Annotated in this window: 29 protein-coding genes; 12 read left to right on the top strand and 17 right to left on the bottom strand. The window is 67.0% G+C overall.

Annotated elements, in window-relative coordinates:
* The coding region (locus NS6_RS18930) for an arsenate reductase/protein-tyrosine-phosphatase family protein (RefSeq protein ID WP_068043587.1) at window positions 1-333 on the top strand (333 nt) is incomplete at its 5' end.
* Window positions 334-368: 35 nt separating this feature from the next.
* The gene (locus NS6_RS18935) at window positions 369-1,076 is read left to right on the top strand and encodes a hypothetical protein (RefSeq protein WP_040793579.1); all 708 of its coding nucleotides are present in this window, start codon (window positions 369-371) and stop codon (window positions 1,074-1,076) included.
* On the opposite strand, the gene NS6_RS18940 is transcribed toward NS6_RS18935, so the two are convergent.
* The 4 genes from NS6_RS18940 to NS6_RS18955 are packed head-to-tail and all read right to left on the bottom strand — an operon-like array spanning window position 1,073 to window position 4,718.
* Window positions 1,073-1,879, bottom strand: coding sequence for an alpha/beta fold hydrolase (locus NS6_RS18940; protein ID WP_245551288.1), 807 nt, complete (start codon window positions 1,877-1,879; stop codon window positions 1,073-1,075). The genes NS6_RS18935 and NS6_RS18940 overlap by 4 nt on opposite strands.
* Complete coding sequence (locus tag NS6_RS18945) at window positions 1,876-2,958, bottom strand: flavin-containing monooxygenase (RefSeq protein ID WP_040793580.1); 1,083 nt, start codon at window positions 2,956-2,958, stop codon at window positions 1,876-1,878. Before NS6_RS18945 ends, NS6_RS18940 begins: the two co-directional genes overlap by 4 nt.
* A complete protein-coding gene (locus NS6_RS18950) occupies window positions 2,955-4,184 on the bottom strand; it encodes an MFS transporter (protein ID WP_083874789.1) in 1,230 nt (409 codons plus the stop codon). Before NS6_RS18950 ends, NS6_RS18945 begins: the two co-directional genes overlap by 4 nt.
* A 15-nt stretch (window positions 4,185-4,199) precedes the next feature.
* Complete coding sequence (locus tag NS6_RS18955; protein WP_040793606.1) at window positions 4,200-4,718, bottom strand: ArsI/CadI family heavy metal resistance metalloenzyme; 519 nt, start codon at window positions 4,716-4,718, stop codon at window positions 4,200-4,202.
* Between the two features lie 96 nt (window positions 4,719-4,814).
* Between NS6_RS18955 and NS6_RS18960 the strand changes: the two genes are divergently transcribed.
* The 4 genes from NS6_RS18960 (at window position 4,815) to NS6_RS18975 (ending at window position 6,998) form a co-directional block, all read left to right on the top strand.
* A complete protein-coding gene (locus NS6_RS18960) occupies window positions 4,815-5,174 on the top strand; it encodes an Rv2640c family ArsR-like transcriptional regulator (RefSeq protein WP_040793607.1) in 360 nt (119 codons plus the stop codon).
* Window positions 5,175-5,770: 596 nt separating this feature from the next.
* Entirely contained in the window at window positions 5,771-6,142 is a 372-nt protein-coding gene (locus tag NS6_RS18965) for an AbrB/MazE/SpoVT family DNA-binding domain-containing protein (protein WP_068043589.1), read from the top strand.
* Window positions 6,139-6,624: a site-specific integrase gene (locus NS6_RS18970; RefSeq protein ID WP_068043591.1), complete on the top strand. Its 486-nt coding sequence runs from the start codon at window positions 6,139-6,141 to the stop codon at window positions 6,622-6,624. Before NS6_RS18965 ends, NS6_RS18970 begins: the two co-directional genes overlap by 4 nt.
* Window positions 6,621-6,998, top strand: a complete 378-nt coding sequence (locus NS6_RS18975; protein WP_245669410.1) for an SgcJ/EcaC family oxidoreductase — start codon at window positions 6,621-6,623, stop codon at window positions 6,996-6,998. Before NS6_RS18970 ends, NS6_RS18975 begins: the two co-directional genes overlap by 4 nt.
* Window positions 6,999-7,188: 190 nt before the next feature.
* On the opposite strand, the gene NS6_RS18980 is transcribed toward NS6_RS18975, so the two are convergent.
* Together NS6_RS18980 and NS6_RS35475 are read right to left on the bottom strand one after the other, a co-directional pair.
* Entirely contained in the window at window positions 7,189-7,911 is a 723-nt protein-coding gene (locus NS6_RS18980) for a nucleotidyltransferase domain-containing protein (RefSeq protein ID WP_068043592.1), read from the bottom strand.
* Between the two features lie 397 nt (window positions 7,912-8,308).
* Window positions 8,309-8,452 (bottom strand): DUF2306 domain-containing protein, encoded by a 144-nt coding sequence (locus NS6_RS35475; protein ID WP_210747036.1) that lies wholly within the window; start codon window positions 8,450-8,452, stop codon window positions 8,309-8,311.
* Between the two features lie 1,806 nt (window positions 8,453-10,258).
* Between NS6_RS35475 and NS6_RS18990 the strand changes: the two genes are divergently transcribed.
* The 3 genes from NS6_RS18990 to NS6_RS18995 all read left to right on the top strand — a co-directional run bounded on the left by NS6_RS18990 (window position 10,259) and on the right by NS6_RS18995 (window position 13,260).
* Entirely contained in the window at window positions 10,259-11,803 is a 1,545-nt protein-coding gene (locus NS6_RS18990) for an ArnT family glycosyltransferase (protein WP_157112833.1), read from the top strand.
* Window positions 11,804-11,990: 187 nt separating this feature from the next.
* Entirely contained in the window at window positions 11,991-12,131 is a 141-nt protein-coding gene (locus NS6_RS35220) for a hypothetical protein (RefSeq protein ID WP_168443459.1), read from the top strand.
* Between the two features lie 553 nt (window positions 12,132-12,684).
* Window positions 12,685-13,260, top strand: a complete 576-nt coding sequence (locus NS6_RS18995) for a TerD family protein (RefSeq protein ID WP_068043917.1) — start codon at window positions 12,685-12,687, stop codon at window positions 13,258-13,260.
* 73 nt (window positions 13,261-13,333) lie between these two features.
* Here NS6_RS18995 and NS6_RS19000 read toward each other — a convergent pair whose 3' ends face one another.
* Window positions 13,334-13,747, bottom strand: a complete 414-nt coding sequence (locus NS6_RS19000; RefSeq protein ID WP_068043595.1) for a DUF6223 family protein — start codon at window positions 13,745-13,747, stop codon at window positions 13,334-13,336.
* A gap of 324 nt (window positions 13,748-14,071) precedes the next feature.
* Here NS6_RS19000 and NS6_RS19005 point away from each other — a divergent pair, with 324 nt between their 5' ends.
* On the top strand, window positions 14,072-15,187 hold the full coding sequence (locus NS6_RS19005) for a sensor histidine kinase (RefSeq protein WP_068043598.1): 1,116 nt from the start codon (window positions 14,072-14,074) through the stop codon (window positions 15,185-15,187).
* Window positions 15,184-15,846, top strand: coding sequence for a response regulator (locus tag NS6_RS19010; protein WP_068043600.1), 663 nt, complete (start codon window positions 15,184-15,186; stop codon window positions 15,844-15,846). The genes NS6_RS19005 and NS6_RS19010 overlap by 4 nt, the downstream gene beginning before the upstream one ends.
* 280 nt (window positions 15,847-16,126) lie before the next feature.
* On the opposite strand, the gene NS6_RS19015 is transcribed toward NS6_RS19010, so the two are convergent.
* The gene (locus NS6_RS19015) at window positions 16,127-16,630 is read right to left on the bottom strand and encodes an allene oxide cyclase barrel-like domain-containing protein (RefSeq protein WP_068043602.1); all 504 of its coding nucleotides are present in this window, start codon (window positions 16,628-16,630) and stop codon (window positions 16,127-16,129) included.
* 144 nt (window positions 16,631-16,774) lie between these two features.
* Window positions 16,775-17,965, bottom strand: coding sequence for an NAD(P)/FAD-dependent oxidoreductase (locus NS6_RS19020; RefSeq protein WP_068043604.1), 1,191 nt, complete (start codon window positions 17,963-17,965; stop codon window positions 16,775-16,777).
* 424 nt (window positions 17,966-18,389) lie between these two features.
* Here NS6_RS19020 and NS6_RS19025 point away from each other — a divergent pair, with 424 nt between their 5' ends.
* Window positions 18,390-19,346 carry an RNA polymerase sigma-70 factor gene (locus NS6_RS19025; protein ID WP_068043606.1) on the top strand — a complete coding sequence of 319 codons (957 nt, stop codon included), beginning with the start codon at window positions 18,390-18,392 and terminating at the stop codon, window positions 19,344-19,346.
* Window positions 19,347-19,415: 69 nt separating this feature from the next.
* On the opposite strand, the gene NS6_RS19030 is transcribed toward NS6_RS19025, so the two are convergent.
* From NS6_RS19030 to NS6_RS19065, 8 genes are read right to left on the bottom strand one after another with little or no spacing between them, the layout of a single operon-like run.
* Window positions 19,416-20,543: an FAD-dependent monooxygenase gene (locus tag NS6_RS19030; RefSeq protein WP_068043608.1), complete on the bottom strand. Its 1,128-nt coding sequence runs from the start codon at window positions 20,541-20,543 to the stop codon at window positions 19,416-19,418.
* 52 nt (window positions 20,544-20,595) lie between these two features.
* Window positions 20,596-20,994, bottom strand: a complete 399-nt coding sequence (locus tag NS6_RS19035) for a RidA family protein (RefSeq protein WP_068043610.1) — start codon at window positions 20,992-20,994, stop codon at window positions 20,596-20,598.
* Complete coding sequence (locus tag NS6_RS19040; protein WP_068043612.1) at window positions 20,991-21,332, bottom strand: hypothetical protein; 342 nt, start codon at window positions 21,330-21,332, stop codon at window positions 20,991-20,993. Before NS6_RS19040 ends, NS6_RS19035 begins: the two co-directional genes overlap by 4 nt.
* Window positions 21,329-22,414, bottom strand: coding sequence for a Rieske 2Fe-2S domain-containing protein (locus tag NS6_RS19045; protein WP_068043614.1), 1,086 nt, complete (start codon window positions 22,412-22,414; stop codon window positions 21,329-21,331). The genes NS6_RS19040 and NS6_RS19045 overlap by 4 nt, the downstream gene beginning before the upstream one ends.
* 1 nt (window position 22,415) lies before the next feature.
* A complete protein-coding gene (locus NS6_RS19050) occupies window positions 22,416-22,643 on the bottom strand; it encodes a recombinase-like helix-turn-helix domain-containing protein (RefSeq protein WP_068043615.1) in 228 nt (75 codons plus the stop codon).
* Complete coding sequence (locus NS6_RS19055; protein WP_084471196.1) at window positions 22,636-23,226, bottom strand: alpha/beta fold hydrolase; 591 nt, start codon at window positions 23,224-23,226, stop codon at window positions 22,636-22,638. The genes NS6_RS19050 and NS6_RS19055 overlap by 8 nt, the downstream gene beginning before the upstream one ends.
* Window positions 23,227-23,230: 4 nt before the next feature.
* On the bottom strand, window positions 23,231-24,907 hold the full coding sequence (locus NS6_RS19060; RefSeq protein ID WP_068043617.1) for a thiamine pyrophosphate-binding protein: 1,677 nt from the start codon (window positions 24,905-24,907) through the stop codon (window positions 23,231-23,233).
* A 57-nt stretch (window positions 24,908-24,964) separates the two neighbouring features.
* Window positions 24,965-25,753 carry an SDR family oxidoreductase gene (locus NS6_RS19065; RefSeq protein ID WP_068043619.1) on the bottom strand — a complete coding sequence of 263 codons (789 nt, stop codon included), beginning with the start codon at window positions 25,751-25,753 and terminating at the stop codon, window positions 24,965-24,967.
* Window positions 25,754-25,763 lie beyond the last annotated feature (10 nt).

A 25,763-nucleotide genomic window follows, 5' to 3' on the forward strand; every position in this document is an offset into this window, starting at 1 on the left:
CACCTCGCCGACGGGGCGATCGAGGTCCGCTCCGCCGGCAGCGCCCCCGCCGAACACCTCAACCCCGCGGCAGTGCAGGCGATGGCCGAGGTCGGGATCGATATCACCGCCCAGGCCCCGAAAATCCTCACCCCCGCCGCGGTGCAGTCCTCGGATGTGGTGATCACCATGGGCTGCGGCGACACCTGCCCGGTCTTCCCTGGAATCAGCTACCGAGACTGGGACCTGGAAGACCCCGCCGGCAAAGGCGTGGAAGCGGTCCGCCCGATCCGCGACGCGATCCGTGCACGGGTGGAGGCGCTCATCGCCGAGCTACTGCCCGCCCACGCCTGAACCCCGCTCAGCCGACCACCGTCGAGGTAGCAGCGATGACCGGCGCCACGCCCGCACCGGGCCTCGGTGCTCGGGCATCCGCGCGATATCGCGCGGACCTGCTCGGCACTGGGGTGGTGATGGCGGCGCCTGTGACGGGCTGGTGGGCAGCGCATCTGGTCGGCCCCGGGCCAGCCCGGGCGGGGCTCACTGCGGCCGTGACGGTCACGTTCCTGGCCCTTGGCACCGGCTTGTTCCGGAGCCGGGAGCCGCGGTGGAACCCGCTACTGATTGTGGCCGATGCGCTACTCGAACGCCGAAAAAGCCTGTCCGGCCCTCTGCTCGCCGGCCACCTCCTCACCCAGGTAGCGGCAGCGACTGCCGTGGCCGGTGGGGTGGCCGCGGGGTGCTTCCTGGCCGGGATCACCCCTCCGGCGGTGCCCGCCCCGGGTGGTGTGCACGCATTGAGCGAGATGACCGCCGCCGCAGCGGCGGTCATCTCGTTCTTCGCCGCCACCTGCACACCGACGCTGAGAATGTCCACGGCCGGTGCCAGCGCACTGGCTGCCGCGGTGTTCCTGGTGACAGGGGCAGGGTTTCTCGGCAACCCCGCCGTGGTCGCCGGCGCGGTCGTGCTCGGACTGGATCCGGCGCTGGCGTTGGTGATCGTTGTCTGTCAGCTGGGTGGTTGCCTCATCGGCTACGGGGCCGCCACCGCCTGGTGGCCGGATATCGGCCGCCGCCTCGACACCCTCACCACCTAACCCGAGAGCAGGGCCTGGGCCAGGCCGCCAAGGGCGACGTGATGGCCTTGTCCCGACAGCGTTTTGCGGATCGGGTTCCGGAGTGCTGTGGTGAGCCGGTCGGCGGCGTCGAGGATGTAGTCGGCGCTGGTGGTGCCGGTGATCACCGTAGTCTGGGCGGTGATCGCGGCGTAGCGGCCCACGTCGGGATCCAGGCCGGCCAGCACCCGCAACGTCGCGGCCAGGGTCGGGGCCTGGGCGACCTTGTGCCACCACAACGGATCACTACGCAGCACGGCCAGCTCAGCAGCAGAGAACCCGCCGGATACCGCGGAGGCATCCAGGATCAGACGCTCGTAATCCCCGCCCTCGATCCCCGCATCCACTGCCGACAGATCAGGAATCGGGTACATGACCGGTAAGGGTGGTTCGTAGACGGCCAGCCGCGACACCCGATCCGATGCGCGCAGTGCGGTTTCCAGGGCCAGGACCGCACCGAAGGAGTAACCGAACACCACCTCGACCGGCCCGACCGCATCGATCACCGCGACGATATCGGCGACCTCGTGCGCGATATCCGGCGCCGACTGCGGGGTTCCGGAGGTGCCGTGACCGCGGCAGTTCATCGCCACCACCGTGTAGTGCTCGGCGAGATAGCCGGCCAGCGACAGCATGCTCACCGCGCTGCCCAAGCCACCGTGCACCACCAGCAGCACCGGCCCGGAACCCTGGACCAGGTAGGTGATCGGGGTGCCATCGGCGGACAGCACGCGCCCACCCCGGACCAGCACCTCCGAACCCGTGCCCAGCGGTGCGGTGGTCACTCGGCGTGCTCCCGCTGCGGTGCCGTCGCCGGCCGCAGCCGCCGCACCAGATAGGCCGCGTCCCGGCCCACCCCACGCAGCGAGTTCGACGACGGAGTGCGCTGCCACTCCAACCCGAGAAAACCCAGCCCCGGATGAGTGAGCGACAGGCCTCGGCGCTGTCGCGGCACCCCGGACTCGGTCACCGCCCCGACACCGGCGAGATAGGGCAGGTGCGGGCGGTAACCGGTGGCGAAGACGACCGCATCCACCGGCGTGCGAGTATCGTCCGGCCACACCACTCCCTCGGAGTTGAAGGCGGTGAACACTTCTCGTCGCTCCGGCTTCCCGGCGTCGAGCGCGGCCCGGTAACGGCCGGCGTCGAGCACCGGCTGCGTCGGCGCCTGTTTCACGATCCAGCCCAGCGGGGCGGCGTCGAATCCGGTGAGAGTGAACCAGAAATGCACATCCCGGCCCAGCGGACGCTGCGGCACGAACTTCACCGGCGCCCGGCTGGCCAGCACCACCTTCGCATGTCCGGCCAGTTCGGCGGCGATCTGCACCGCGGAGTTCCCCGCGCCCACCACAACCACCCGCTGGTCGGCGAACTCGCCCGGATGACGGTATTCGCTAGCGTGCAGGACCCGGCCTCCGAACTCGTCGCGGCCGGGCACGGCGGGCAGGAACGGGGAACCGAACGACCCGGTTGCCGCGATCACCCGCGGCGCGGTGAACACCGCACCCGATCCGGTGGTGACCGCGAAACCCTCACCGTCGCTGGAGGCGACGGAATCGACGACAGTGCTGGTGTGGATCTCGGCGTCCAGGGCTGCGGCGTAGGAGCGCAGGTAGTCGATCACTTCGTCGCGGTGCGGGTACCGGTCCGGACCCCCGGGGAACCGTCGCCCGGGTAGCGAGCTGTAGCGGGCAGGGGAGAACAGCGTCAAGCTGTCGTAGTACCGCGGCCACGACCCGGTCGCCTCCGGCGAGGCCTCCAGGACCGCGGTGCTCAGACCTGCGGCGGTGAGGTGGTGGGCGGCGGCGAGGCCGGATTGGCCGCCGCCGATGACCACCGCGTCATAGTCGTATTCGCTTGTCACAACATTTCTTTCTTCGAAACACGGATACCGGTAAGTGGCGCGATCATCGCGGCGAGGGCGGCGACGGCGCCGAGGATGAGGTAGGTGTGGGCGTAGCTGCCGGTCCACGCCGACAGCACGGTGCCCGCCCACGGGGCCAGCGCGGACACGACCACCACGGGCGCGGACAGTAGGCCGTTCAACCGGCCGTAGTGAGTGGCGCCCCACCGGTCGGTGATCGCGGTGGCCTGGATCAGCGTGAAGATCCCGCGCACCAACCCCGCACCGATCGCGACCGCGATCAACACGATCACCGCCGACACCACCCCGAGCAGGGCAGTCGAAGCGGCGAGAGCAGCCAGTACCACGACGGTGCGGGCGGTGACACCGGTGTGGCGGGCCAGCGGCAGATATCCGATCCGGCCCAAAACCTGTCCGGCGCCGCCGAGCCCGAGCGCGGTCGCAGCCAGACCGGGGCCGAAGCCCTGTTCCTGGAGCAGAGCGACGAGGTTGAAGATGCCGGCGAAGCTGGCGAACGCCGCCAGGCACATGGTCACGACCAGCGCGGCGAAGCGTGGGCTGCGCGCGATCTGCGAGTGGTCGGCATGCGCAGCCACGGTCGGGACTGGTGGATCCGGCCACAGCGCCCGCAGTCCGAACCAATGCGCCGGGATCGTTAGTACTGCCAGAGCCGCGGCGAGGACGAGATAGGTGGCACGCCACTCGATGCTGGTGTCCAGAGCGGCGGTGAGCGGCGCGAACACCGTGGACGCCAAACCACCGGCCAGAGTGAGGATCATCAGCGCGGTCACGCGCTCGGCACCCCACCAGCGGGTCAGCGCCGCGAACGCCGGCGGATACAACACCGCCCCCATCGCCACCCCGGCCGCCAGCCAGCCAAGATAGAACACGGCAAGGTTCGGCGCGGACGCGATCGCGACCAAGGCGGCTACCCCGAGAACCGATCCAGCGGTCATCACCCGCCGCGGACCGGTCCGATCGATCAACGCGCCCACCGGAATCCCGGTGAGCGCGGTCGCGAGCTGGCCGAGCGAGAACGCCGCGGTGATCACCGGCGCCGACCACCCCGTCTCGGCGGTGATCGAGGTCGACAACACCGGAAACGCGTAGTACAGGATCCCCCAGCTCGATATCTGGGTCAGGCACAGCACCGCCAACACCCGGCGACGCCCCGCCCGCGACAACCCGTCCTCCGCCGCCGCGGGCGCGGTCTCCACATCGGTCACGCCGAAACCCGGGCTCTACCGAGCGGCAGCGGCCGGGGCGCAGCACGCCACGCCCGACTCGACCTCCGCCTCAGAGGTGGAAACGTCGCCGCGGCCGTCGGTGCCACAGCACGCCTGCACCGCCTCGCCGTCGTCCTTCCCCGCGAACCGAGGTTCGGTGCCGAAGTGCTCGGTATCGGCCAGCACGGTGTAGACCTCCCACCGCTCGGCATTCGGGCCGGTCACCCACACCTTGTCCTGGGTGGCGAAGCAACACGTGGTCGCGATCTGCTCCTCGGTGAACAGACCGGCTTCCGACAGGCGCGCGATCTCGGCGTGCACCTTCTCCGAGGACTCCACCTCGACCCCGAGATGGTTCACACTGCCACCCTGACCGGGATTCTCGATGAGGACCAGCTTCAGCGGCGGCTCGGTGACCGCGAAGTTCGCATAGCCGGGCTTGCGTTTGGCCGGCTGGACTCCGAACAGGGTCGAGTAGAACTCGACGGCCTGCTCCAGATCGTCGACGTTGAGTGCGAGCTGAACACGTGACATGATGACCACCACCTGTGTGACATATATCGAAGAGTTGACAGCGCCCAGTGTGCCACCTTTTCGACATAAGTCAATATTGTCGGTAGGATGGATTTCATGCCCAAAGCGCTGCCCGTCATCGACATGACGACCCCCTTGTGCTGCCCTCCTGTGGCCGCGGGCCCGATCGACGACGAGGCCGCCCTACACGTGGCCCTGCGGTTGAAAGCTCTCGCCGATCCGGTGCGCGTCAAACTGATGTCGCTACTACTGGCCAGCCCCGAGAACGGACGCAATGGCGGCGAACTCGCCGACGCGGTAGGGCTGGCTGAATCCACGGTCAGCCATCACCTTTCCCAACTCCGCAAAGCGGGGCTCGTGAACTCCGAACGCCAAGGCATGAACGTCGTCCACCGCGTCCACCGCGACGCTCTGGCCGCGCTCTGTGTGGTCCTCGACCCCGACTGCTGCCGGTGACCACCGGCTTAACTTCAAACATCTCGCCTGCAACGCCATCACCCGATACCCACTCAGGCGTCTTCCGCACGACCACGGGCGCGCCCTACGAGTAAACCCTGCGTATACCCATGTCGCTTGATCCCCTCGACGCCATCAACCTATCGTTCGATGCGATCGAACACACGAAACCAGCAAAGTTGCTGGTTAGAGGGGTTCAAGTCCCCCCTCGCGCACCGCTCTACCCTCGATTCCTGCCATTCGTGACAGGAATCGGTGTGCGAGCGGCACTCGAACCACCGAAACCGGGTGAAAACACCACCGCGGAGAGCCACAGCCCACCGAGGATCAGTAGCCGCGCTCCCGAAAAATCCGGATGTCTCCGCGAACCCACGTCCCGCCAGCGGCTGGAGACCAACGCCCGACCCACCCGTACGTGACTGCTGACATGGTTCGAGTGGCGCGACAGCCCGTTTTCGGGTTTCCTGAAATCAGGGAATCGTCGGCTGGCAGACAGTCAGGAATTCGCTGTGCCAGTTAGACCTTCCTGTCCTGCCTTCTTGCCCCCGATCAGCGGGGCACCGGCCGCACCCGGTCCCGGTCTCCCACTCCCCGCCGTGCCCTCGAGCCGTCCCGGCTCTGCACAGCAGGACCTGTTCGCGGTGTCGGTGATCAACGACCGCTCCCGCGTCGTCGCCCGCGCCGTCGTCGATCGACTCGGCCGGCAGCCCGGCCAGCACCTGTACGACAACCTCCGTGGTGGCCTCGTCGTCATCACCGCGGTCCCGGCCGGGCACAGCCGCCACACCCTCGCCAACCGCGGCCACCTCCGGCTGCCCGCCGCCATCCGCCGCGCCGCCGGCATCACTGCCGGCGACACCCTGCTCTTGGCCGCCGCACCCGACCACCACCTCGCCCTGCTCTGCCCCACCGATATCCAAGCTCTCCTGCTGGACAGCCTTCTCGGCCACATCACGGAGCAGCCATGACCTTTGAACCTCCTGAACCCGACGTGGTCTCTGCCGACCTACGCATACCGCTCGATCACCTCGGTGTGGACTCCGACAGCCTCGCCCGCGCCGCTGCCGCCCGCCTGATGCCGACATTCGCCGAGTACATCGGACACCTGGAATCGGTAGTCCCCGCCGAAACCCTGCGCACCTACCGCCCCTACTGGCGCCGCCTCGTCCACGCCTGGCCCGAGCACCGCCTCGACACCCCCACACCCCGCGACCTCGACACCCTGATCGACCACACCCGCCGCAACGCCGAAACCCGCCGCAACACCCGCGCAGGCCACGCAGCCGCAAACCACATGATCGACGCCCTGCGCTGCCTCTACCGCACCGCCATCGACGAGGGACACCTCACCCCACTCACCAACCCTGCCGCTCGCGGGCGCAGCGTTCGTCGCGAGTTTCGCCGCCCTCGAGTCGCGGGCCTGCGTCAGCGGGGACCGGTGACGCCGTGACCGGCGAAACCGCCGTCCTCGCCCTGCTGCGCGCGCAGATGGAAGCCTGGGCCGCAGGTGACGGCACCGCCTTCGCCGCCACGTTCACCCCCGACGCCGATTTCGTATCGGTAATCTGGGAATTCATCCAGGGCCGGACCGAACTCGCCGGGTTCATGAGGGGCACCCATATGGCCGAACCCGATACCACCACGCTGCGCTTCCCGGTACCGAATGTCGCGGTGCTGGTCGCCGTGGGCGATCGCCCCATGCCCCCGGGCGCGACCGCGCCACCGGATGCCCGGTCCGTGCAAACCCGGGTCGCGGTGCGCCACACAGGAACCTGGCTGTTCACCACCTTCCAGAACACCCGGATCAGCCAATTCCCGCAGTGAGTCCGGTACGTGGCATGCCCGTGCGGCAGCCCAAGCCAGTCCCCGCGAGATCTCCTCACGCTCGGCCGGCGTCAGGTACCGGCCATGCCGAACTCGGGGTCGCTTTCGGATTCCTCCGGTCTGGGCCAGAAACCGGCGCACATGCTGCAGCGGAATCCGGAGTGACCGCGACATCGAACTGGGCGAGGGCTCAGGCGGGTCCCTGGGCGGTGAATCCGTCGAAGAATCGGCCACCGAAGATGGTCAGCGCCTGGGTGACGGTCTCGACGATCGGCTCTGGGTTTCCCTGAGCCACCGAGCGAACACCGTGGGCCAATGCTTTCGCGTACTCCGTACCGGCATGGTGGTCGAAGGCGGCCAGCTCCCGGTGTAACCATTTGCCGGTCCCTGTCCAGTGGCCGTGTCCGGTGAGCAGCAGGTCGGCGGTGGCCTGCCACAGGTCGGTGGCGATCAGGAGCCGTTCGTCGTCATCCGCGCAGCCCACGAGATCATCCAGCCGGTCGGTGATCCCGTAGCGAGCCGACTGTAGTTCCTGCGCGGTAAGCGGGTCCGGACCCGCGGCCAGCTGTGTCGCACATCCTTCCCGCAGAGATTCCCCGCTGCCGTCGTTGTCGAGCAAAACCAGAGAGCGACCGATCAGGCGCAGGGTCGCCGGCCGCCGGTCCTTGCGGTCCTTTGCCAAGAAGTGCCGCATCGCCTCTTCGGTGTGCACGAACAACTCGACCGGCCACCCTTGATACCGCAGCGATTCGCTATACGGGGCCGGCCGACCATCGAAGAGCACGCTGATGTCCAGATCCGAGGTGGGCGTTGCCATTCCGAGCACGGTGCTGCCACCCAGCCACGCTGCCCGCGCCCCGGGGAAGCGTTCACAGACCAGACTCCGCGCGATATCGAACCCGTCGATGCTCATCCTCCTATCGGACCCCACTCCACACGGCGGAGCAACGGGGCCGAAGGCGTCCCACTACCCGCCGCGGCTCCGCTACCGGACCTGCTCGCGCGATACCATGCCACCGCCGAGCGCGTCGAGGACCGCTTTCGGTGCGGACCGGTAGCGAAGCTCCTGAGGTCTTCGTCTCGCCGGCCCACTGATCCTGAATCGGCTTGGGCGGAGGGACTTTTCACCGACCGGCCCGGACGACTCTGCGGGGTACCGTGGGCACCCCCGCCGGAGGAGATCCGGATGAGAAGTCACCGCGAACGCGCCGACATCGCCGCCTACCCCACCCAAATTTGGCCGATCGGGATCATCGAGTGCGCGTTGTCACCGAGTGATCCGGTGGTGGTGGCGCCGAACGGAATCTGCACTATCGGCAGGAGGGGCACAGGATCCGGGACGTGACGGCCAGGAAGGTCAGCGCGTAATTGCGCATCATCCATTTGCGGTGCCGCTCGAAGTCGCGGCGGCGGGCGGAGCGACAGGCGAGGTACCCGGTGACCAGCCACAGCACGGCGGGATGCTCAGGCCGATCTGGGTGATCGGCCTGCCGGTAAGAACGGCCACCGGGATGCCGGTCAGCGCCGAGGGCAGCACATCACCGAGCAGGTAGTAGTGCACGTCGCCGGCGATGTCGAGGCGGCTGCTGTTTGATGTCGAGCAGCAGGTTGGGGCTGACGAGGACTGCGCCGGCGATTACTGCGCCGGTGAACATCAGCCACCCGCGTGCGGCGTTCGGCGACGCGGTATCCCGGTGCACGGCTATGAGATCTCCCAGGGATTGGATGTCGGCGAACGGGCGGCCCGCACGGACCATCCGGTGTGCGGCGGTTGTTCAACGTGCCGGCGGGCGGACCGGTCTCGCGTCCGTTGAGTTGCGCTGACCGTCTACGCAAATTTGCGTATAGTGGATGCCGCCTTCGCGCCGATGCTCTCCTGGACTGCACTGGCGCACGATGGGGGCGTCTCAGGAGTCGGACCGGTGCGGAGGCGGTCGTTGTGAGTACCTCGACGGGTCATCACTGTCAGTACGCCGTCGGTGATGGTTCCAGTGGTCGAGGCCGATACCGGTCGTGAAGCGCGAGACGGTGGGAAATATCCGCCGGTTGAAGCTGTGGAACCGGGCTACCTTTGATCGTCACGTTGCCGTAACAGGAAGGTGGATCGGGTGAAAATGATGCTGGGTGTGCATGGCGGTAGCGCAGCTATCTCGAGGGTGGCAGCTGCCACCCTCACAGCGCTGGGAGTGGGTGCCCTAGTGGCTGTCGGTGCTGGCTCTGCGCAGGCAGCGAGTCCACAGGATTGTGGTCTGCAGCGAGATCTTTTCGGAGCTTCGGCACAATGTCCGGTCGGCGAAGGCTGGATCTACGAATTGTCTGTCGAATGCTTCGGCCTCAACATGCCATTTGCGAAACCGCCGACCATCGGGCCGTACACCCAGACGATTTCGACCCTTGCGGCCGGTCCGAGTATATCGGCAAGTTGTATGACAGGAGGGCCGGCCATCGCTGGCGTGGTCACCAATGCCTACGTGACGCCTCACCAGCTCTGGCGCTGACCGAAGCACGGGACGGAACTTCTCGATGCCTTCAGCCGTCGGATCACGAAAGCCGACCTGGTCGGATCCATGGGCACAGTCGATGACTGCTACGACTGTCAACGCGATGATCGAATAATCATGGAACAGAAAGCTCCGGCATCCGACTCTGGAGCATGTCTGCGGCGCCCCCGATGGCAGACGGTCCGGAACTCTCCTTGCGGATCTCGCGCAGGGCGTCTCTCTCCAGACCAGCGGCGACGAGCAGCTATTTCAAACGGTCATCCCATTCCCGCAGATCCTCGGTCACCTCCGTTTGCCGGTGCCGACCCGTCCGAGCCGCGAATCACTAATGATAACGGGGACTATCGGAACTCCGATCAAGGATTGTGTACCTGATTACGATCGCCCTGGCAGCGCTGGGCGGCTTCTTCATCGTGAACGCACAGCGGGCATGGAGCACCGCACGACGGGTGCACACGAACGGCGTTCCTGTTCGCGGCACGATACTCGGGGTCGACCCGTCCGGGCCGACCGGAATTCCCGACGGCTATGTCGACCTCAGAGTCCGCTTTCGTACGCACAGTCGGTGCCGTGCGAGGAGAACTGCGGGCGTATACAGTGGACCAGTTCCAACCACCGTGCCGGGGGCGCTGATCCCGTTTATCGGCCGAGTTTCGTGACGCCGATCAGCCTGGGCCTGACATCGTGTCCAGGGTGAACTGCGCAACTGTGCGGAACGTACGGGCACCCGGCATCGGTCACCTGGCCGATAATCGTGGTGTGGATGGCTTCACTGAGTCGGACAGATTGCTGCATCGTTGTTTTCGTGAGTTCTGGCCGCTGCTGATGCTTGCGGGCACCGTTTTCGGAGTGTTGACGGCATGCTCCGGGCGGTATGGTTTTCACCGCGACGAGTTTTACATCCGTGAATCCGGTAGGCATTTGGCGTGGGGTTACCCGGATCATCCGCCGCTGAGCCCGTTACTCGCCCGGCTCGCCGATGAGCTCGCACCAGATTCCCTGATGGCGTTGCGCCTCCCGGCTACCCTGGCGGCTGCCGTCACCATCGTGTTGGTCGGTCTCACCGCCAAAGAGTTCGGCGGTGACCGCCGTGCGCAATTCTTCGCCTCGGCGATAGCGGCGAGTTCGGTCCTGGTACTGGCTTCGGGCCATGTCTTGTCGACCGCGACGCTCGATGTCGCGTTCGGCACCGCGCTGGTGTTCCTCGTCGCGCGTCTGGTGCGCACGGGTGATCGGCGCTTGTGGGCGGTGGCCGGGGTCGTGCTCGGGGTCGGTCTGCTCAATCGGGTGTTCCTCGCCGTGTATGCCGTCATCGTCTTCGCCGCTGTCGTCGCGGTGGGTCCACGAGATCGGCTGCGCAGTTGGTGGCTTCCGATCGGGGTCGGGCTGGCGGCTGCGATCGCGGCACCTACGGTTGTCTGGCAGGCTCGTAACGGGTGGCCGCAGTGGCAGATGGCGACCGAGATCAGTGCAGACAACAGCCGCTGGGAGTTGATGGTCTATCAGCTCGTGATCGTCGGTCCGTTGTTGCTGCCGGTGTGGGTCGCCGGATTGTGGTGGCTGCTGAAACGGCCCGCGACGCGCAGTTTCGGTGTCGCGTTCCTCGCTCTGCTGGGGCTGTTGCTGATCACCAGCGGTCAGCAGCATTACTTGTTCGCCGCCTACCCGCCGTTGCTGGCCGCGGCCGGCGTCGCCGCGTCGCAATGGATCGGCGGTGGTGCTCGACGACTGCGAGTGCTGGTGGCGGGCACGGTGGTTGCTGTTTCGGCCGCGATCGCGGCGGTGTTCTCACTGCCGATATTGCCGGTATCGGTGCTTGCCGATACGCCGGTCGTCGGTGTCAACGGGGAAGTCGGTGAACAGATCGGGTGGCCGGAGATGGGCCGGACGGTCGCTGAAGTCGTTGATCGACTTCCGGCCGGGCTGCGCGCCGAAACCGTGGTTATGGCCGACAACTACGGACAGGCTGGTGCGATAGCGGAATTCGGCCCCGGCTTCTATGGTCAGACCACGCCGTTTCCGCCTGTCTACAGTGGGCATCAGGCTTATGGGTGGTGGGGGCCGCCTCCCGAGCGGTATACGACGGCTGTCGTCATGGGCACCGACGCACCATCGATCGTCCCGCCGTGGGCCGAGCAGGCTTGCGGCCGGCTGACCGAGGTTGCCGTCGTGCACAACGATTACGGCATCGAGAATCAAGAGAACGGCACCCGGGTGTTCCTGTGCCAGGACCTGACGACATCCTGGGCGGATCTGTGGCCCTCGATTCGTCGTATCGGACCCGCCGATCTCCCGGAACCCTGACCCTGTCACGGAATCGACAGGCGGCTTCAACCATGGTGCCCGGAACCCAGAAGCCGGTCGGCGGTACACCACAAAGTTCGACGATGCGCCAGGGCATCACTGGCCATGCCAGCGTGAGCGCCGCATCGCCCGGCGTCAGCAGCGCGGCCAGAACCGTGACCTCGGCGGGATCTTCATCGTCAGTTCGTTGATCGGTATGCTGGTGACCGGCACGGAGCAGCGGATTACGCAACTGCGCAAGGGCCGGGCCCCGCTGATCGAGGCCCGGCACACGGTGGTGCCGGGCTGGTCGGATCAGGTGTTCACCGTGGTAGCACCGCATACCTGATCTTGCTGCTGGGCAGCGCCGAGCGTGCACCGCAGCGATATTCGACACAGCGTGCGCCCCGTGGACACGGAGCGGCGGCGCCGTGCCCCGGTCGACCGGTAGTGTCGAATTCGTGACGAACGGTGAGGGGGGACCGCGCGCCCGGCGACCGAACCCACAACCTGCGTCGGTGACGGCGGCACAGCTGCGGCAGGCGGTGTGGGCAGCCAACAGCGAATCCGCGCGGGCCGCGAGTGCAGCGCACGCGGCGGGGCTCGGGCTGAGCCGCGAGATGATCGAACTCATCGAGCTACGCCGCCGCGTGCTGTCGATCGCCGAACAACTCGATGACCGCGGCACTCCTTACGCGATCGAGGATCCTGGTACCGACCTCTCGGTCACATCGCGTACGCCCCGCACGATGATCGTCCCTCCTTACAGCTCACCCGGATCGTCGGTGCCGCGATGGGAAACGGCACCGCCACGGACATCAGGGTCGATACCGTTACCTTCGCCATCGGCCGATCCGTATCGGTGGCACGGGAAGGTTCATCACGGCAAGAGAGGACTCGCAATGGGTGTCACTCTGGCCAAGGGCGGCAACGTCTCGCTGTCGGAACAGGCCCCGAACCTGACCGCGGTTGCGGTGGGTCTCGGCTGGGATGTGCGCTCCACCACCGGCATCGACTTCGACCTCGACGCCAGTGCCCTGGCCACCGGCCCCGATCAGAAGGTGCTCTCCGATCAGCACTTCATCTTCTACAACAACCTGCGTTCCCCCGAAGGAAGCATCGAGCACACCGGCGACAACGTCACCGGTGAAGGCGAAGGCGACGACGAAGTGATCAATGTCGACCTGGCCAACACCCCACCGACGATCACCAGTATTTTCTTCCCCGTCTCCATCCACGACGCGCAGGCTCGCCGGCAATCCTTCGGGCAGGTCCGCAAAGCGTTCATCCGTGTCGTGGACCGCGCCAACGGCGCTGGACTGGCCCGTTACGACCTCGCCGAAGACGCCTCGTCGGAAACCGCGATGGTCTTCGGAGAGCTCTACCGCCACGGCACCGAATGGAAATTCCGCGCCATCGGCCAAGGCTACGCTTCCGGGTTGGCCGGCATCGCTCGCGACTACGGCGTCAACATCTGACACATGGCGGCACCGTAACGTCCGAGATGTGGTGGGCGGCACGCAGCGATCGGGGCTCGAGGCCAGGACGGTCTCATACGGTCCGGCTGCGAGTGCGAACAAGGGCCGATACAGCGAGGGTGAGTCCGAGCACCCCGAGCAGCATCGCCAGCCAGGCCCCGACGATCCCGTTGCCCGTGCCGGGCCCGCCGTCGGCCTGCGCCGCGAACAGGGCGCCCAAGGCCAGACTGCCCGTCCCGAGTACCAGGGCGATAATGGCCTGTTTCTTCCCGCCACGGCTACCGATGGCACGTACCAGCGCCAGCACTCCAGCGATCAGGCCGAGAAGTCCCATCAGCGCGGTCAAGGTGGGTCCAAGGCGCCCGGAGGTCATCCCGTGGTCGGCGGCGACCAGCTGGACCGAGGCGTACGCCACCGCTGGTTCGACCGGGACGAGGCCCGCCGGAAGAGCGCCCACAGTGGCGGCAGGCAGGCAATGGACAAACATCGAATGCTCCTTCGTCGAACGACTGGACGACACTCATCATGGCGATGGCGGCACCCCCTCCACATCGTGCGGGCGTAGGCAATTCGAGCTACCGTCAGCGTTGTACGCGACTACTACGGAGGCAGCAGAGCGGCCCGGAAATACTGCGGCCGTGGTAGATAAGCGATCATCCGAGGCAGGGGTGTCGTGCACGGACATCCGGTTCGCGCCTACAGCTGCCGGCGAATCAGCACCCTCGACCGAAACGAGAGTCGCCGTCGACCCCGCAATTCGGCGCCCGGATTACCTGTCCACGGTTGCTCGACGCGGCGCTAGGGTGCACTTATGAGCTGGCCACGGATAGGCGCCACAGATTGGGCGATCGCCGGCGCCGTGGCGACGGTTCTGCTCGCCACCGGGTTCACCGTGGCCGAGCCCCCCACGGTGCTCGCACCGCTCGGTTACGCATTGCTGATCGCCGGTGGCCTGGTGCTGGCTGCGCACCGCACGAACCCGGTCCCGGTTCTGACTGCGTCCGGATTGTGCGTGCTCGGGTATCACGCCTGCGGTTTCGACGTGGCCGCCGTCCCGTTTCTGGTCGCGGTGTACGCGACGGTGCGTGCAGGTCACCGGATGATCGCGGCGGCGGGTTCGGTTGTCATGGTGGTGGTGCTTCCGTTCGCGATGCTGGCCGCCCATGGTGAGTGGACTGTGGGTGAAGCGTTTTCGCGGGCCCGCGACACTCTGCAACTTGCCTGGCTGGTCGCTGCCGCGGCGGCAGGTGAGGCGCTGCGGCAGGCCGAGCGGCGAGCCGATGAGGCCGAGCGCACTCGGGAGGAGACAGCGCGGCGCCGCGCCGATGAGGAGCGATTGCACATCGCGCGGGAGCTGCACGATTCGCTCACCCATCAGATCTCGGTCATCAAAGTACAAGCCGAGGCGGCGGTCCATGTGGCCCAGAAGCGCGGTGAGAAGGTGCCCGAGTCGTTGCTGGCGATCCGTGAGGCCGGTCGTCACGCCGCGCGAGATCTCAGAGCGACCCTCGAGGTGCTACGCGATGACGACACCACCCCACGGCAAGGGCTCGACGACGTCCCGGAACTGGTGCATCGTGCCCGCGCAACCGATTTGGCCGCGACGCTGACGATCGACGGGCAGCGCCGCGAACTCCCGGCAGCAGTCGACCGAACCGTCTACAGGATCGTTCAGGAATCGCTGACCAATACTTCACGGCACGCCGGCGCCACGACGGCCCGGATCCGGATCGACTACCGCCCCGACACTCTGGTCGTACAGGTCGAGGACGATGGCAACGCCGAACCTGGCAGCCCACCGGTGCACGGCGTCGGGCTGCTCGGAATGCGCGAGCGCGTCACTGCTCTCGGTGGGCAATTGCGGGCGGCGCCCCGCGCCGAGGGCGGCTTTTCCGTAAGAGCCGAAATTCCCGTGGAATCAGCATGATCCGCGTTCTGCTGGTCGACGACCAGCCACTCATCCGTAGCGGATTCCGCGCGCTGCTCGACACCGAGGATGATGTCACGGTGGTCGCCGAGGCCGCCGATGGGCACGCGGCCTTCACATTGGCCAAACGCCATCGGCCAGATATCGCGCTCATCGATATCGAGATGCCGGACGTGGACGGTATCGAAGCAACCCGGCGCATCGCCGCAGACCCGGAACTGGTCGGAGTGCATATTGTGATCCTGACCAACTACGGCTTCGACGAATACGTATTCCACGCCTTACGGGCCGGTGCGGCCGGCTTTCTCGTCAAAGACATCCAGCCGGAGGATTTCCTGCACTCCGTACGTGTCGCCGCGCGGGGCGACGCTCTGCTGGCACCGTCGATCACCCGCCGGCTGATCGACCGCTACATCGCGCAGCCGCTCGACAGCCATGCCGGCCGGCGGATAAAGGGACTGACCGCCCGCGAGCGCGAGGCCGTGATCCTGGTTGCCCGGGGTCTGTCCAACGACGAGATCGCCGACCGCATGGTCATCAGCCCGCTCACCGCCAAAACCCACATCAATCGCGCCATGACCAAGCTCGGCGCCCGCGACCGCGCCCAACTCGTTGTCTTCGCCTACGAATCCGGCCTGGTCACCTCGCGCGGTACTTGACGGCTCGTCAGCGATCCCCTTTCGCCCGCACGCTGCTCGCCGCATCCAGGATCAGCGCTCCAGTCGAGCTCGCCGGAAGTAGGTACCCACGCACACCCACTCCGCCGAACCCGTCGGACGCCAACCGGTGCGCGTGCATTGCCAACTGGGTGAACAGCCGACTCCGCACGGATAGGTGACACCGCGCTGCCCGCGAATCCGCTCGCACCAGTGGTGCTACGCGCCCCCGGCAGCCGGACTTCCGGCCCTACAAATGGACGATATATTGTTGGCCCTTCATTCACTCCTCGGGGAGAACGACCTCGGCACGCATCCGTTCATCCGGAGTGTTGATATCCCAGAAACGAGCAGTACCGGTCGCACTCCTATATGCGCCGGTACCACCGGTAATCGCCAAATCGAGCGGGCTGGCCCCCTCGAGCCACACCGCCTGCATGGTCAGCGATCCCCGCTCCATCTGCGCGGTGAGCACGCACTGCATGGTGATCTCATCACCCTCGATGTAGATGGTCTGACACGAGCCACCACCGTGCCCGATCCGACGGCCATCTTGTTGAATGCTGCCCGAGTAGACGACCGTATCGCCGAGGCTCGGGCCCGGTTTGTCGAGATCCAGAGCCGCAAGTTGATCCGTCAACGCGACTGCTTCGATAATCTCCACCCGCGGCGCCGACCCGTCCTCGCTGCCGTCGTCAGCACCACAAGCGCTGAGCCCACCTCCGACGAGCAGGACTCCGGCGACAGCAGCCAACCTGGCTCCGACCGGTGATTTGGCGTAAAACATTATCTTCTCCTCTTATATGGGGACTTCCGATATGTCTCGTCGAGCGGCGCCGTGACGTCCCGCCGCGCCGCGTTTCGATTGCACACACGATTCGTCCGGTCTCGGGCTGCCAACTTGCGGTCAGATGATCTTCAGGTTGGGCCACTATGCTGCGGACCCGCTGGGGAAGCTGTCCCTGGTGGTGACCAAGCGGTATTTGCGGTTCGGCTTGCCGAAAGTCGGGTGGCCGACAGCCCAGGCGGCGGTATCGATGATCGCCATTTTGACGCGTGCGGCTGCCCGGCCGCGCAGGGCTCCCGATTTGGCTCGCGCGTCTCCGTCGACCAGTTGGAACAGTCCGTCTTTGCGACCGAGGCTGATGTGGTTGCCGATATAGGAGAAGGTGGTGGGCGCGACTCGGCGGCCGGTGAGGTGCGCGATGATCGCGGCTGTGGCCGCCTTGCTGGTGGGGCCCGCGGATGCGCACGACATGGGATACGGCAGGCCGTTGTCGCCGATAACGAAGGCGCTGTCACCGGCGGCGTAGACGTCCGGATGGGAGACCGAGCGCATCTGCCGGTCGACCGTGAGTTGTCCGTTGGGTTCGACCGCGAAGCCACTGGCCGCGGCGATCGGATGTACGGCGAAGCCGGCCGCCCATACGATCGCGTCGGCGGGGAACGCGGTACCGTCGGCGGCGATCGCCCGGCCCGCCTCGACGCGTTCGATCGGGGAGTTCTCGTGGACCTGGATACCGAACCGGTCGAAAGCGCGCCACAGGTGCCGGTGGGCCTTGTCGCCGAGCCGGCCGCCGAGTTCGCCGCGGGTGACGAGGCCGATTCGAAGCCGGGGGCGGGATTCGGCGAGTTCGGTGACGGCCTCGATCGCGGTCAGATTGCCGCCGACCACCAGCACGCGCCCGCCTTCGTCCAGCTCGTCCAGGCGTGCGCGCAGCCGCAGCGCCGCCGGTCGCGCCGCCACATGATAGGCATACTCGCCGACGCCGGGAACGCCGTGGTCGTCGATCGTGCTACCGAGTGCATAGAGCAGGGTGTCGTATTCGATTCGGCCGGGACCGTCGTCGCCGGTCACGGTGACCGACCGGTTCTCGGCGTCGATGCCGGTGATACGGGCTACCCGCAACCGGATTCCGGTGCCGGCGAAAATCTCGGCGAGCGGCCGGTGGCGCAGCTGCTGTCCGGCGGCGAGCTGATGCAGGCGTAGCCGCTCCACGAAATCGGGTTCTGCGTTGACGACCGTGATCTCGAAGTCGTCGGAGTGAAGCTGTCGGGCAAGAAACGTCGCGGAGAAGGCTCCGGCGTATCCGGCCCCGAGAATGACGATGTGGTGCTTCATGGTTGAGGCTCCTGTCGGTTTCGCGTGCTCACCGAACAAGACACCGGTGGGCCCGATTTCCTGACAGGGCCGTTTAGTGACGTGCGCCACTCCATACTGTCGACCCGGTGGACGCTACGGATGGCCACGATGCGTCGATCACCGAGAAACCCGCGCACCGAACTTCTGTGATCTGTTTCACAACTTGTCAGGATTTGCGGGGCTGCGGTGTCTGGTTATCGACCCGTTCGGAGCGAAGGAGACACCAAGGGCAAGCGAATCGGGGGCGTCGTGGTCGGCGGTGGATACGCCGGGGTGAGGGCGGCCGACCGGTTGCGGCAGCGCGATGACGTGTCCGTGACCGTGATCAATCCCCGGCAGGTCGTCGTGCCACAGCTGTGTCTGCATCACACCGGGCCCAGGATCCACTCGCGGAGAGGACATCATGCACACAGCAGGCGAACCCGGCGAACGACAACAGGCCGAGGGCGAGGCCGACGGCCCGAACGATCCGCACGCTGTTCTCGCGGCGACGAGAACCTTTGTTGCGCACCGTAATTTATTGTTCACCGTCGCTTACGAGATGCTCGGATCCGCGGCAGATGCCGATGATGTCCTGCAGGAAACCTGGTTCCGCTGGGTCGGCGTCGACACAGCGCAGGTCGATGACCAGCGGGCCTACCTGGTTCGGATCACCACGCGGCAAGCGCTCAACCGGCTGCGGTCGGTGAAGCGGCGGCGGGAGGCCTACGTGGGCTCCTGGTTACCGGAACCACTGCTCACCACCCCGGATGTGGCCGCCGATGTGGAACTCGCCGAAAGCGTATCGATGGGGTTGATGGTCGTGCTCGAAACCTTGACGCCGACCCAGCGAGCGGTCTTCGTGCTGCGCGAGGCGTTCGGCCTGGGCTACGACGAGATCGCGGCCGCGGTCGACAAGTCACCCGCCGCCGTACACCAGATCGCCCACCGGGCCCGCCGCCACGTCGAAGCCCGGCGGCCGCGCCGGCGGGTCACCGCGGACGAGGCCCGCGCGGCGGTGGATGCGTTCCAGCAGGCGTTGGAGACGCGGGACCTTCAGGGCCTGCTCGACATACTCGCCCCCGACGTGGTGGCGATCAGTGACGGTGGCGGTATCAAACAGGCGAGCCCGCGGCCCGTCATCGGCGCGGACAAGGTGGCTCGATTCGTGGTCGCGGGCCTCACCAGGCATAAAATCGCGCTCACCGCCGAACCGGCCGCGATCAACGGCAGCCCCGCTTTGGCGCTGCACATCGACGGGGAGCTCGACGGTGTCCTCGCGCTACGGGTCGAGGACACCCGGATCGTCGGTCTCTATCTGGTCCGCAACCCGCACAAACTGACCTATATCGACTCCGAAACCGTCCTCACCCTGCGCTGAACCAGCGACGTGCCGAAGGAGTACACGTCGCCGAAGCCGCCGACACCGCGAGCGAACAACTCATGGTCGCTACGCGTCGGCCAGTGGCACATTCCAGGCGTCGTACTCGTACACCCAGTCACCGTTTCCCGCCGTTTTCAGCCATTCGTTGGATCGGGAGCCGCGTTGGATCCGGGCGGTCCGGTCCATCCGGGAGTTCTCGTAGCCGACCAGGGCATCGGCCGCGCAAGCGTAGTTGTCCGCCCCGAGGCAGCGCGCCAGCACCACCGCATCCTCGATCGCCTGACCTGCACCCTGTGCCATGAAGGGCATCATCGGATGGCACGCGTCGCCGAGTAGCGTCACGGTCTCCCGTGTCCACGCGGGCAGTGGATCACGCACGTAGAGCGCTGATTTCAATACCTCGTCGCAGGCGTCCAGCAGAGCGCGCGCGTCCGGGTGGAAGTCCCGGTACAGGTCGCGGAGTTCGTCGGCGCTGCCGGGGGTCGTCCACGACTCCTCGGTCCACTCGTCCTGCGCGCAGGTGGCGAAGATGAAGATGTCCTTGCCCTGGCTCAGTGGGAACGTCACGATCTGCGTGGCTGCGTCCGGGCCCCACCATTTGGTGAAGCAGTCCAGGTTCGGCACCGCGGCGACCGCCGCCGCGGGAACCACCGCGCGGAACGCCACGACACCGGTGAAGGTGGGGTGCTCCCGGCCGAACAACACGGTGCGGACGGCCGAATGGATTCCATCCGCTCCGATGATCACGTCGGCCCGGTGGGTACCGCCGTCGGCGAAATGGATCGTCTGGTCGCGGACGTCGACTACCTGCCGGCCCAGCGCTACGTTCTCCCCCGGCAGCGCTGCCTCGAGAGCGGACATGAGATCACCGCGGTGCAGGGTGAGCTGCGGTGACCCGTAGCGCGCTTCCGCGGACGAACCCATCTCGAGCCGTGAGGTCTCCGCGCCGGTATCCCAGGTCCGGCTGATCCGGAACTGCGGCCGGGCCGCCGAATCCCGCAGCGCCGGGCCCAGACCGAGGCCGTCGAGGGCCCGGACGGCGTTCGGGGTGAGGTTGATATCGGCGCCGACCCGGGCGAAGCGGGCGGTCCGCTCGAAGACCTCCGCATCGATACCGAATTTCCGGAGTGCCAGGGCGGCGGTGAGACCGCCGATACCCGCCCCACAGACGGCCACACTCGGTGCCTTGCTCATGATCTCTTCCTAACCTTTCGAAAGTGTGAATCCGATCCGGGCCGGCGGCGGATCAGGTGCGCGCGTGTGATCCGAGGACCCCTTGGGCTTCGATCTCCACCTTCAGGCCGGGCTCTACGAGCGCCGACACTTCGACGAGCGTCGAGCACGGGAAATCGCCGGAGAACACCTCGGAGCGTGCTCTCCCGACCGCCACCCGGTCGGCGATATCGGTCAGATAGATCCGCAATACGAGAATGTCGTCCACCACAGCACCACAGGCCTCGGTGAGCAGCCGGATCCGCCGGAATGCCTCCTGAGCCTGGAGGTAGGCATCGGCGCCGCCCACTGTTCCCTCAGGACCGCCGGCGTGCATACCGGACAGGAAGAACTGACCGCCGTGCACCCTGGCGTTGCTGAACATGCCCGCACGCGGCGGCTCCGGAACCGTCTCCGTCGCAACCCGGCTCATGCGCCGCGCCGTTCGCGGGATTCGCGGGTCAGCCGCTCGCGGACCGGTACGAAGTCGTAGGTCGGGTAGAAGTCCGTGTGGAACACACCCCACGCCCGCCGTTCCAGCTCCACGTTGACGGCGGCGAGCTTCGCCACCGGCAGCCGTAGCGTCACAATCTGGCCGACCCCCATCGCGACCACCCACGAGACCACCTCGCACCCCGGCGGTGGAAAGTGCTCCCACCAGCCGGCGTCGTCGAGTTTGCCCTGGATCTGTTCCAGGTTCTGTGCCTGGTCGTGCCGCAGGAATACGGTCAGCATCATGGTGTCGGCGGAGACCGCCCCGGTCGTGCTCATACCGGTTCGCCGGCCAGGATAGCGGCCTGTTTCTTCGCGTCTGCCCGGTAGATGCGGCGGATCCGCGAAACTCCCAGGTCGTGTTGATAGAGGTGTTCCTCGTGATCGGCGTCGGCGGCCAGGGCCTCGAGCACTTCGCGGTCCTGCTCGAGTACCTCCCAGTGCCGGGCCTCGAGCCGCGTGCGGTACAGGAAACGCCACACCTCACGTTCCCATCCGTCGACGCGGCGGGTACGCCAGTGGAAGATCGCGGAATTGCCGGCGTCGATCGGCGTGGCCATGCCGACGATGCCGAAAACACCGCCGGGCCCGGCGTTCGGGGCGTAGGGGATCTCCAGGTCCACGTAGTCCATAGAGCCCCGCACGTACTCGACCCAGTCGAAGTTCACCCCGACCTGATCGGTTTTCTCGAAGAAGAAGCCGCGGTCGGTTTCCCGGATCCGGAAGCGCGCCGAGGTGTCCCCACCGGACATCGAATGCGAATCGCGGTGCAGGAACGCACCGTGCATCGGATCGAGGACATTGTCCATATAGAAGCGCCAGGGCCCGGACCATTCCGCGAAGTTCGGGAACCAGGAGACGGCCTCGTCGGTGAGCCGGTCGGGCAGCACAAATGGTGTGGGTTCGGAGTCGTGGGTCAGCGGGACGAACGCGAAGATGGTGTCGGCGGCCTCGACGACCTGCAAGGACACCGTCGCCCGTTTACCTTCGAGCGCGCAACCGGGCATACCGGGTACGGAGACGACAGTGCCGGTGCCGTCGACTTGGACGCCGTGATACTTGCAGGCGAGCCGGTCGCCGAGATGCTGCCCGACCGACAGCGGGGCGCTGCGGTGCGGGCAGCGGTCCTCGAGCATATGGACGGTCCCCCGTGGGTCCCGGAACAGCACCCAGTCGACGGACAGGCGGGTGACCTTCTTGGATTCGCCGGGTTTCACCATGCGCGACGGCAGGATCGGATACCAGCGGTCGCGCAGCCCGGTGGCGGCGATATCGGCGGCGGTCATATCCCTGCGGACACCGACCGCGCGCTTCTTCGGACCGCCGGTCGCGGTTGGGGCGGATGTGGTCGCGGTGGTCATCTCAGTCTCCCAGTCGTCGCATCTCGGCGCGGAAATTGTCCTCGTTCCAGGCTTGCCCGTCGGGAGCGTGCAGCCCGAGATCGTTCAGTCCCGCGATCAGTCCCGGCAGGTCATGAGTGCCCCGGCCGAAAACCTCCATGATCGAACCGGACAGTTTTGTCTCGTAGGGGCTGATCGGTTCGGGGTGTGTCTGGTTGGGTTCGAGGTAATGCGCGGCTTGTTCAGGCATTGGCTTTCTCCTGTCGCTGCGATGCCATGGCATCGAGACCTTCGGCGATAAAGGTGAACGCGGTGACCCACTCGTTGAAGGAGGCAGCGCGTTCGCGGTGGGCCGGGATCGTGCCGCCGTCGATGACGACGAACACGCCGTTGTCGATGCCACCGGCGATGCTCTGCGCGGTAGCGATATCCGCGTGCCCGTCGGGGACCGAGGCGATCACCAGGCTCGGTGCGGTCACCCGCGTCAGGAGTTCGCAGTACTCGGGAACGTCCGGCTCGATCTCCGGGTCACCCAGTACGAGACTGGTGACGAGTGCGGGGCGCCGGGCGGCGAGCGCGATGGCGCCGTATGCGGTGGCGCCGGTGGCCAGCAGGTGCACGCGGTCGTGGCCGAGGGCCGCCACGGCGGCCGCGACCTCGTTCACCCACGGCTCGACGGATTCCGGGTCGGCCGGGTCCAGCGCGCCGGACCGGTACGCGAGGGCGCCGAGCGCCTCGATCTGATCGGCGAACCAGCGGTCCGGGTCCGGTCCGGCGTGCAGACATACCAGTGCCTGCGCCGGGATCTCGTCGTCCCATTCGTTGCGGTTCATCGGATCAGCCCTCCCGAACCGGGATGTGTACGGGTGGTGTGAACGGGCCCGGCGGCGGTTCGACTGCCGCGATATCGACCTCGACGATCGCCGGACCGCGCGTCGCCACGGCGTCCGCGAACGCTTTCTCGAAACGTCCCGGACCCTGGACCAGGGAGTAGGGCATATCGAGCGCGGCCGCGAGCAGATCGAACCGCGGCGTGAACAGGTCGACACCGGATCGATCGAACCCGTTGGCCGCCTGCATATTCCGCAGTACGCCGTAGCCGCCGTCGTTGAATACCACTACGACGCACCAGGCGCCGCTGCCCGCGAGCGAGGCGAGTTCGCCCAGATGCACGGCGAGACCGCCGTCCCCGGCGATCACGGCGGTCGGCACCTCGGGCCGGCCGAGGGCGGCGCCGATCCCCATAGCCAGCCCTTGGCCGATACCACCGCCGAGGGGAAAGATATTGGTCTCGCGTTCGTAGAAGGGCAGCAATCGATTGCCCCACTGGCTGGACGGGATGGTCACATCGCGCGCCACAACGGATTCGCGCGGCAGTACCGACCGCATCGCCGTACAGATCTCGGCGTAGCCGCCGATATAGTCCGTGAGTGCGGCCCGTACCGCCACCCGGGTGGCGGTGACCTGGGCAGACCACCCCGGGTCCACCGATGTGCTGGTCAGGGCTCCGTTGATCGCAGCGAGGGTGGCCGCGGTATCCCCCACGATGCCGACCTTCGCCGGATAGATCCGGCCGATTGCCGCCGGATCCACATCGATCTGGATCTGGGCGGCGGGTAACCGCAGGTGGTAGCTCTTGGTCTCGTTGGAGCGGAAATGGGTACCGACCGACAGCAATAGATCGGCATCCGCGAGCAATGGCGCGACCTCCGGCGCCGTCGCGAAGTTCCCGATGACCAGCGCGTCGTCCTCGGGCACGATCGCCCGCCCCGAATTACTGGTCAGCAGACCCGCACCCAGGGTGTGCAGCAGGGCGGCCAGCTCGGCCTTCGCGCCGGCCGCTCCCCCGCCCACCCAGAGCAGGGGACGCTCGGCCGCCGACAGCAGTGCCACGGCCTCGGCGATCGCACTGCTGTCGGGTGCCGGCGTATCGAAAACCGGCGGCTCGTAGGCGCGCTGATCGGCCGGACGTGCCAGATACTGGAGATCCGAGGGCCATTCGACACTGGCCGGGCCCTGCGGGGCGGCCAGGATATGGGCGATGGCGATTTCCAGATCGGCTTCGACATCCTCTGCGCGTTCGATGGAGGCCGCATAGCGGGAGACGGCGTCGAGCATCTGGAGTTGTTTGGGCACTTCGTGGATGACGCCGCGTGTCGACCCGCCGGCACCGAGGTACTCGCTCTCGATCTGGCCGGTCACGTGCAGCACCCGGCTACCGGCGGTCAGCGCTTCGAGCAGGGAACCCGCGGCATTGCCGGCGCCGGTTCCCGTGCTGGTGATCGCGACCCCGATCTTGCCTGTCGCCCGCGCGTACCCGTCGGCGGCGTTGACCGCCGCCGCTTCGTGACGCACCTCCACGAACTTCAGCTCCCGCGCCACCGCTTCGACGAGTGGCAGGTTGTGGATGCTGATCACGCCGAAGGCGGTGTCGATTCCGTGCCTGCGCATCACGGCGACGAGCACATCGCCCCCGGTGGGCTCCTTGGTGCCGGGGCTGTCGGTGGTCGTCATGATGGGTCCTCCGGAAAGAGATCTGGGAACGGCGGATACGCCGGACCGGGCCGATGGTCAGATGTAGCGGCCGACGCCACCGCCGACGTCGATGCTGGTGCCGGTGGTGTAGCCGCTCAGTGGCGAGAGCAGGGTGACGATCGGGAACGCGACCTCCTCCGCGGTGCCGAAGCGGCCCAGCGCGATACCGCGATCGGCGGCGATCTCCGCACTCCACGCGTCGTAGTCGAGTGCGGTCCCGGATGCCTCGAAGCGGCGGCGCCACTGCCCGGTGTCGACGAGGCCGAGCAGTACCGAGTTCACCCGGGTTCCGTCCGCGGCGAGGTCCTCGGCCATGGAGTGGGTGAGGTTGAGCAGCGCGGCCCGCGCCGCCGAGGTGACGGCCAGGCGAGGTTCCGGCTGGCGGGAGAGGATCGCGTTGACATTGACGACGGCGCCGCGGTCCGCGGCTGCGAGCGCGCCACGGGCCGCGCGCACCAGGTTCCAGGAACCGAAGATCTTCAGGTCGAATTCCGCGCGTATCTGTTCGTCGGTGGTCCGGGCCAGGGGCGCCATCAGCGAACGTCCGGCATTGCACACCAGCCCGTCGATTCCGCCGAATCGCCCGGCGGCGGCGCCGATGAAGGATTCGACCTCGTCGCGATCGGTGACATCGCAGGCGGCGAGGTGGATCCGGGCGGGGTCGGCACCGTCGATCGAATCGATCGCCGCGCGCAACCGGTCCAGATCGCGGGCGCAGGCGGCGATCCGGGCGCCCTCGGCGATCAGCATCCGGGTGGTCGCCAATCCCACACCGGAGCTCGCGCCGGAGACGACCACGGTGCGGTCGGTGAGCTGCAGATCCATCGAGTGTCGG

The sequence above is a fragment of the Nocardia speluncae NBRC 108251 genome (assembly GCF_001613245.1).
In the GTDB taxonomy this organism is placed as follows: Bacteria; Actinomycetota; Actinomycetes; order Mycobacteriales; family Mycobacteriaceae; genus Nocardia; species Nocardia speluncae.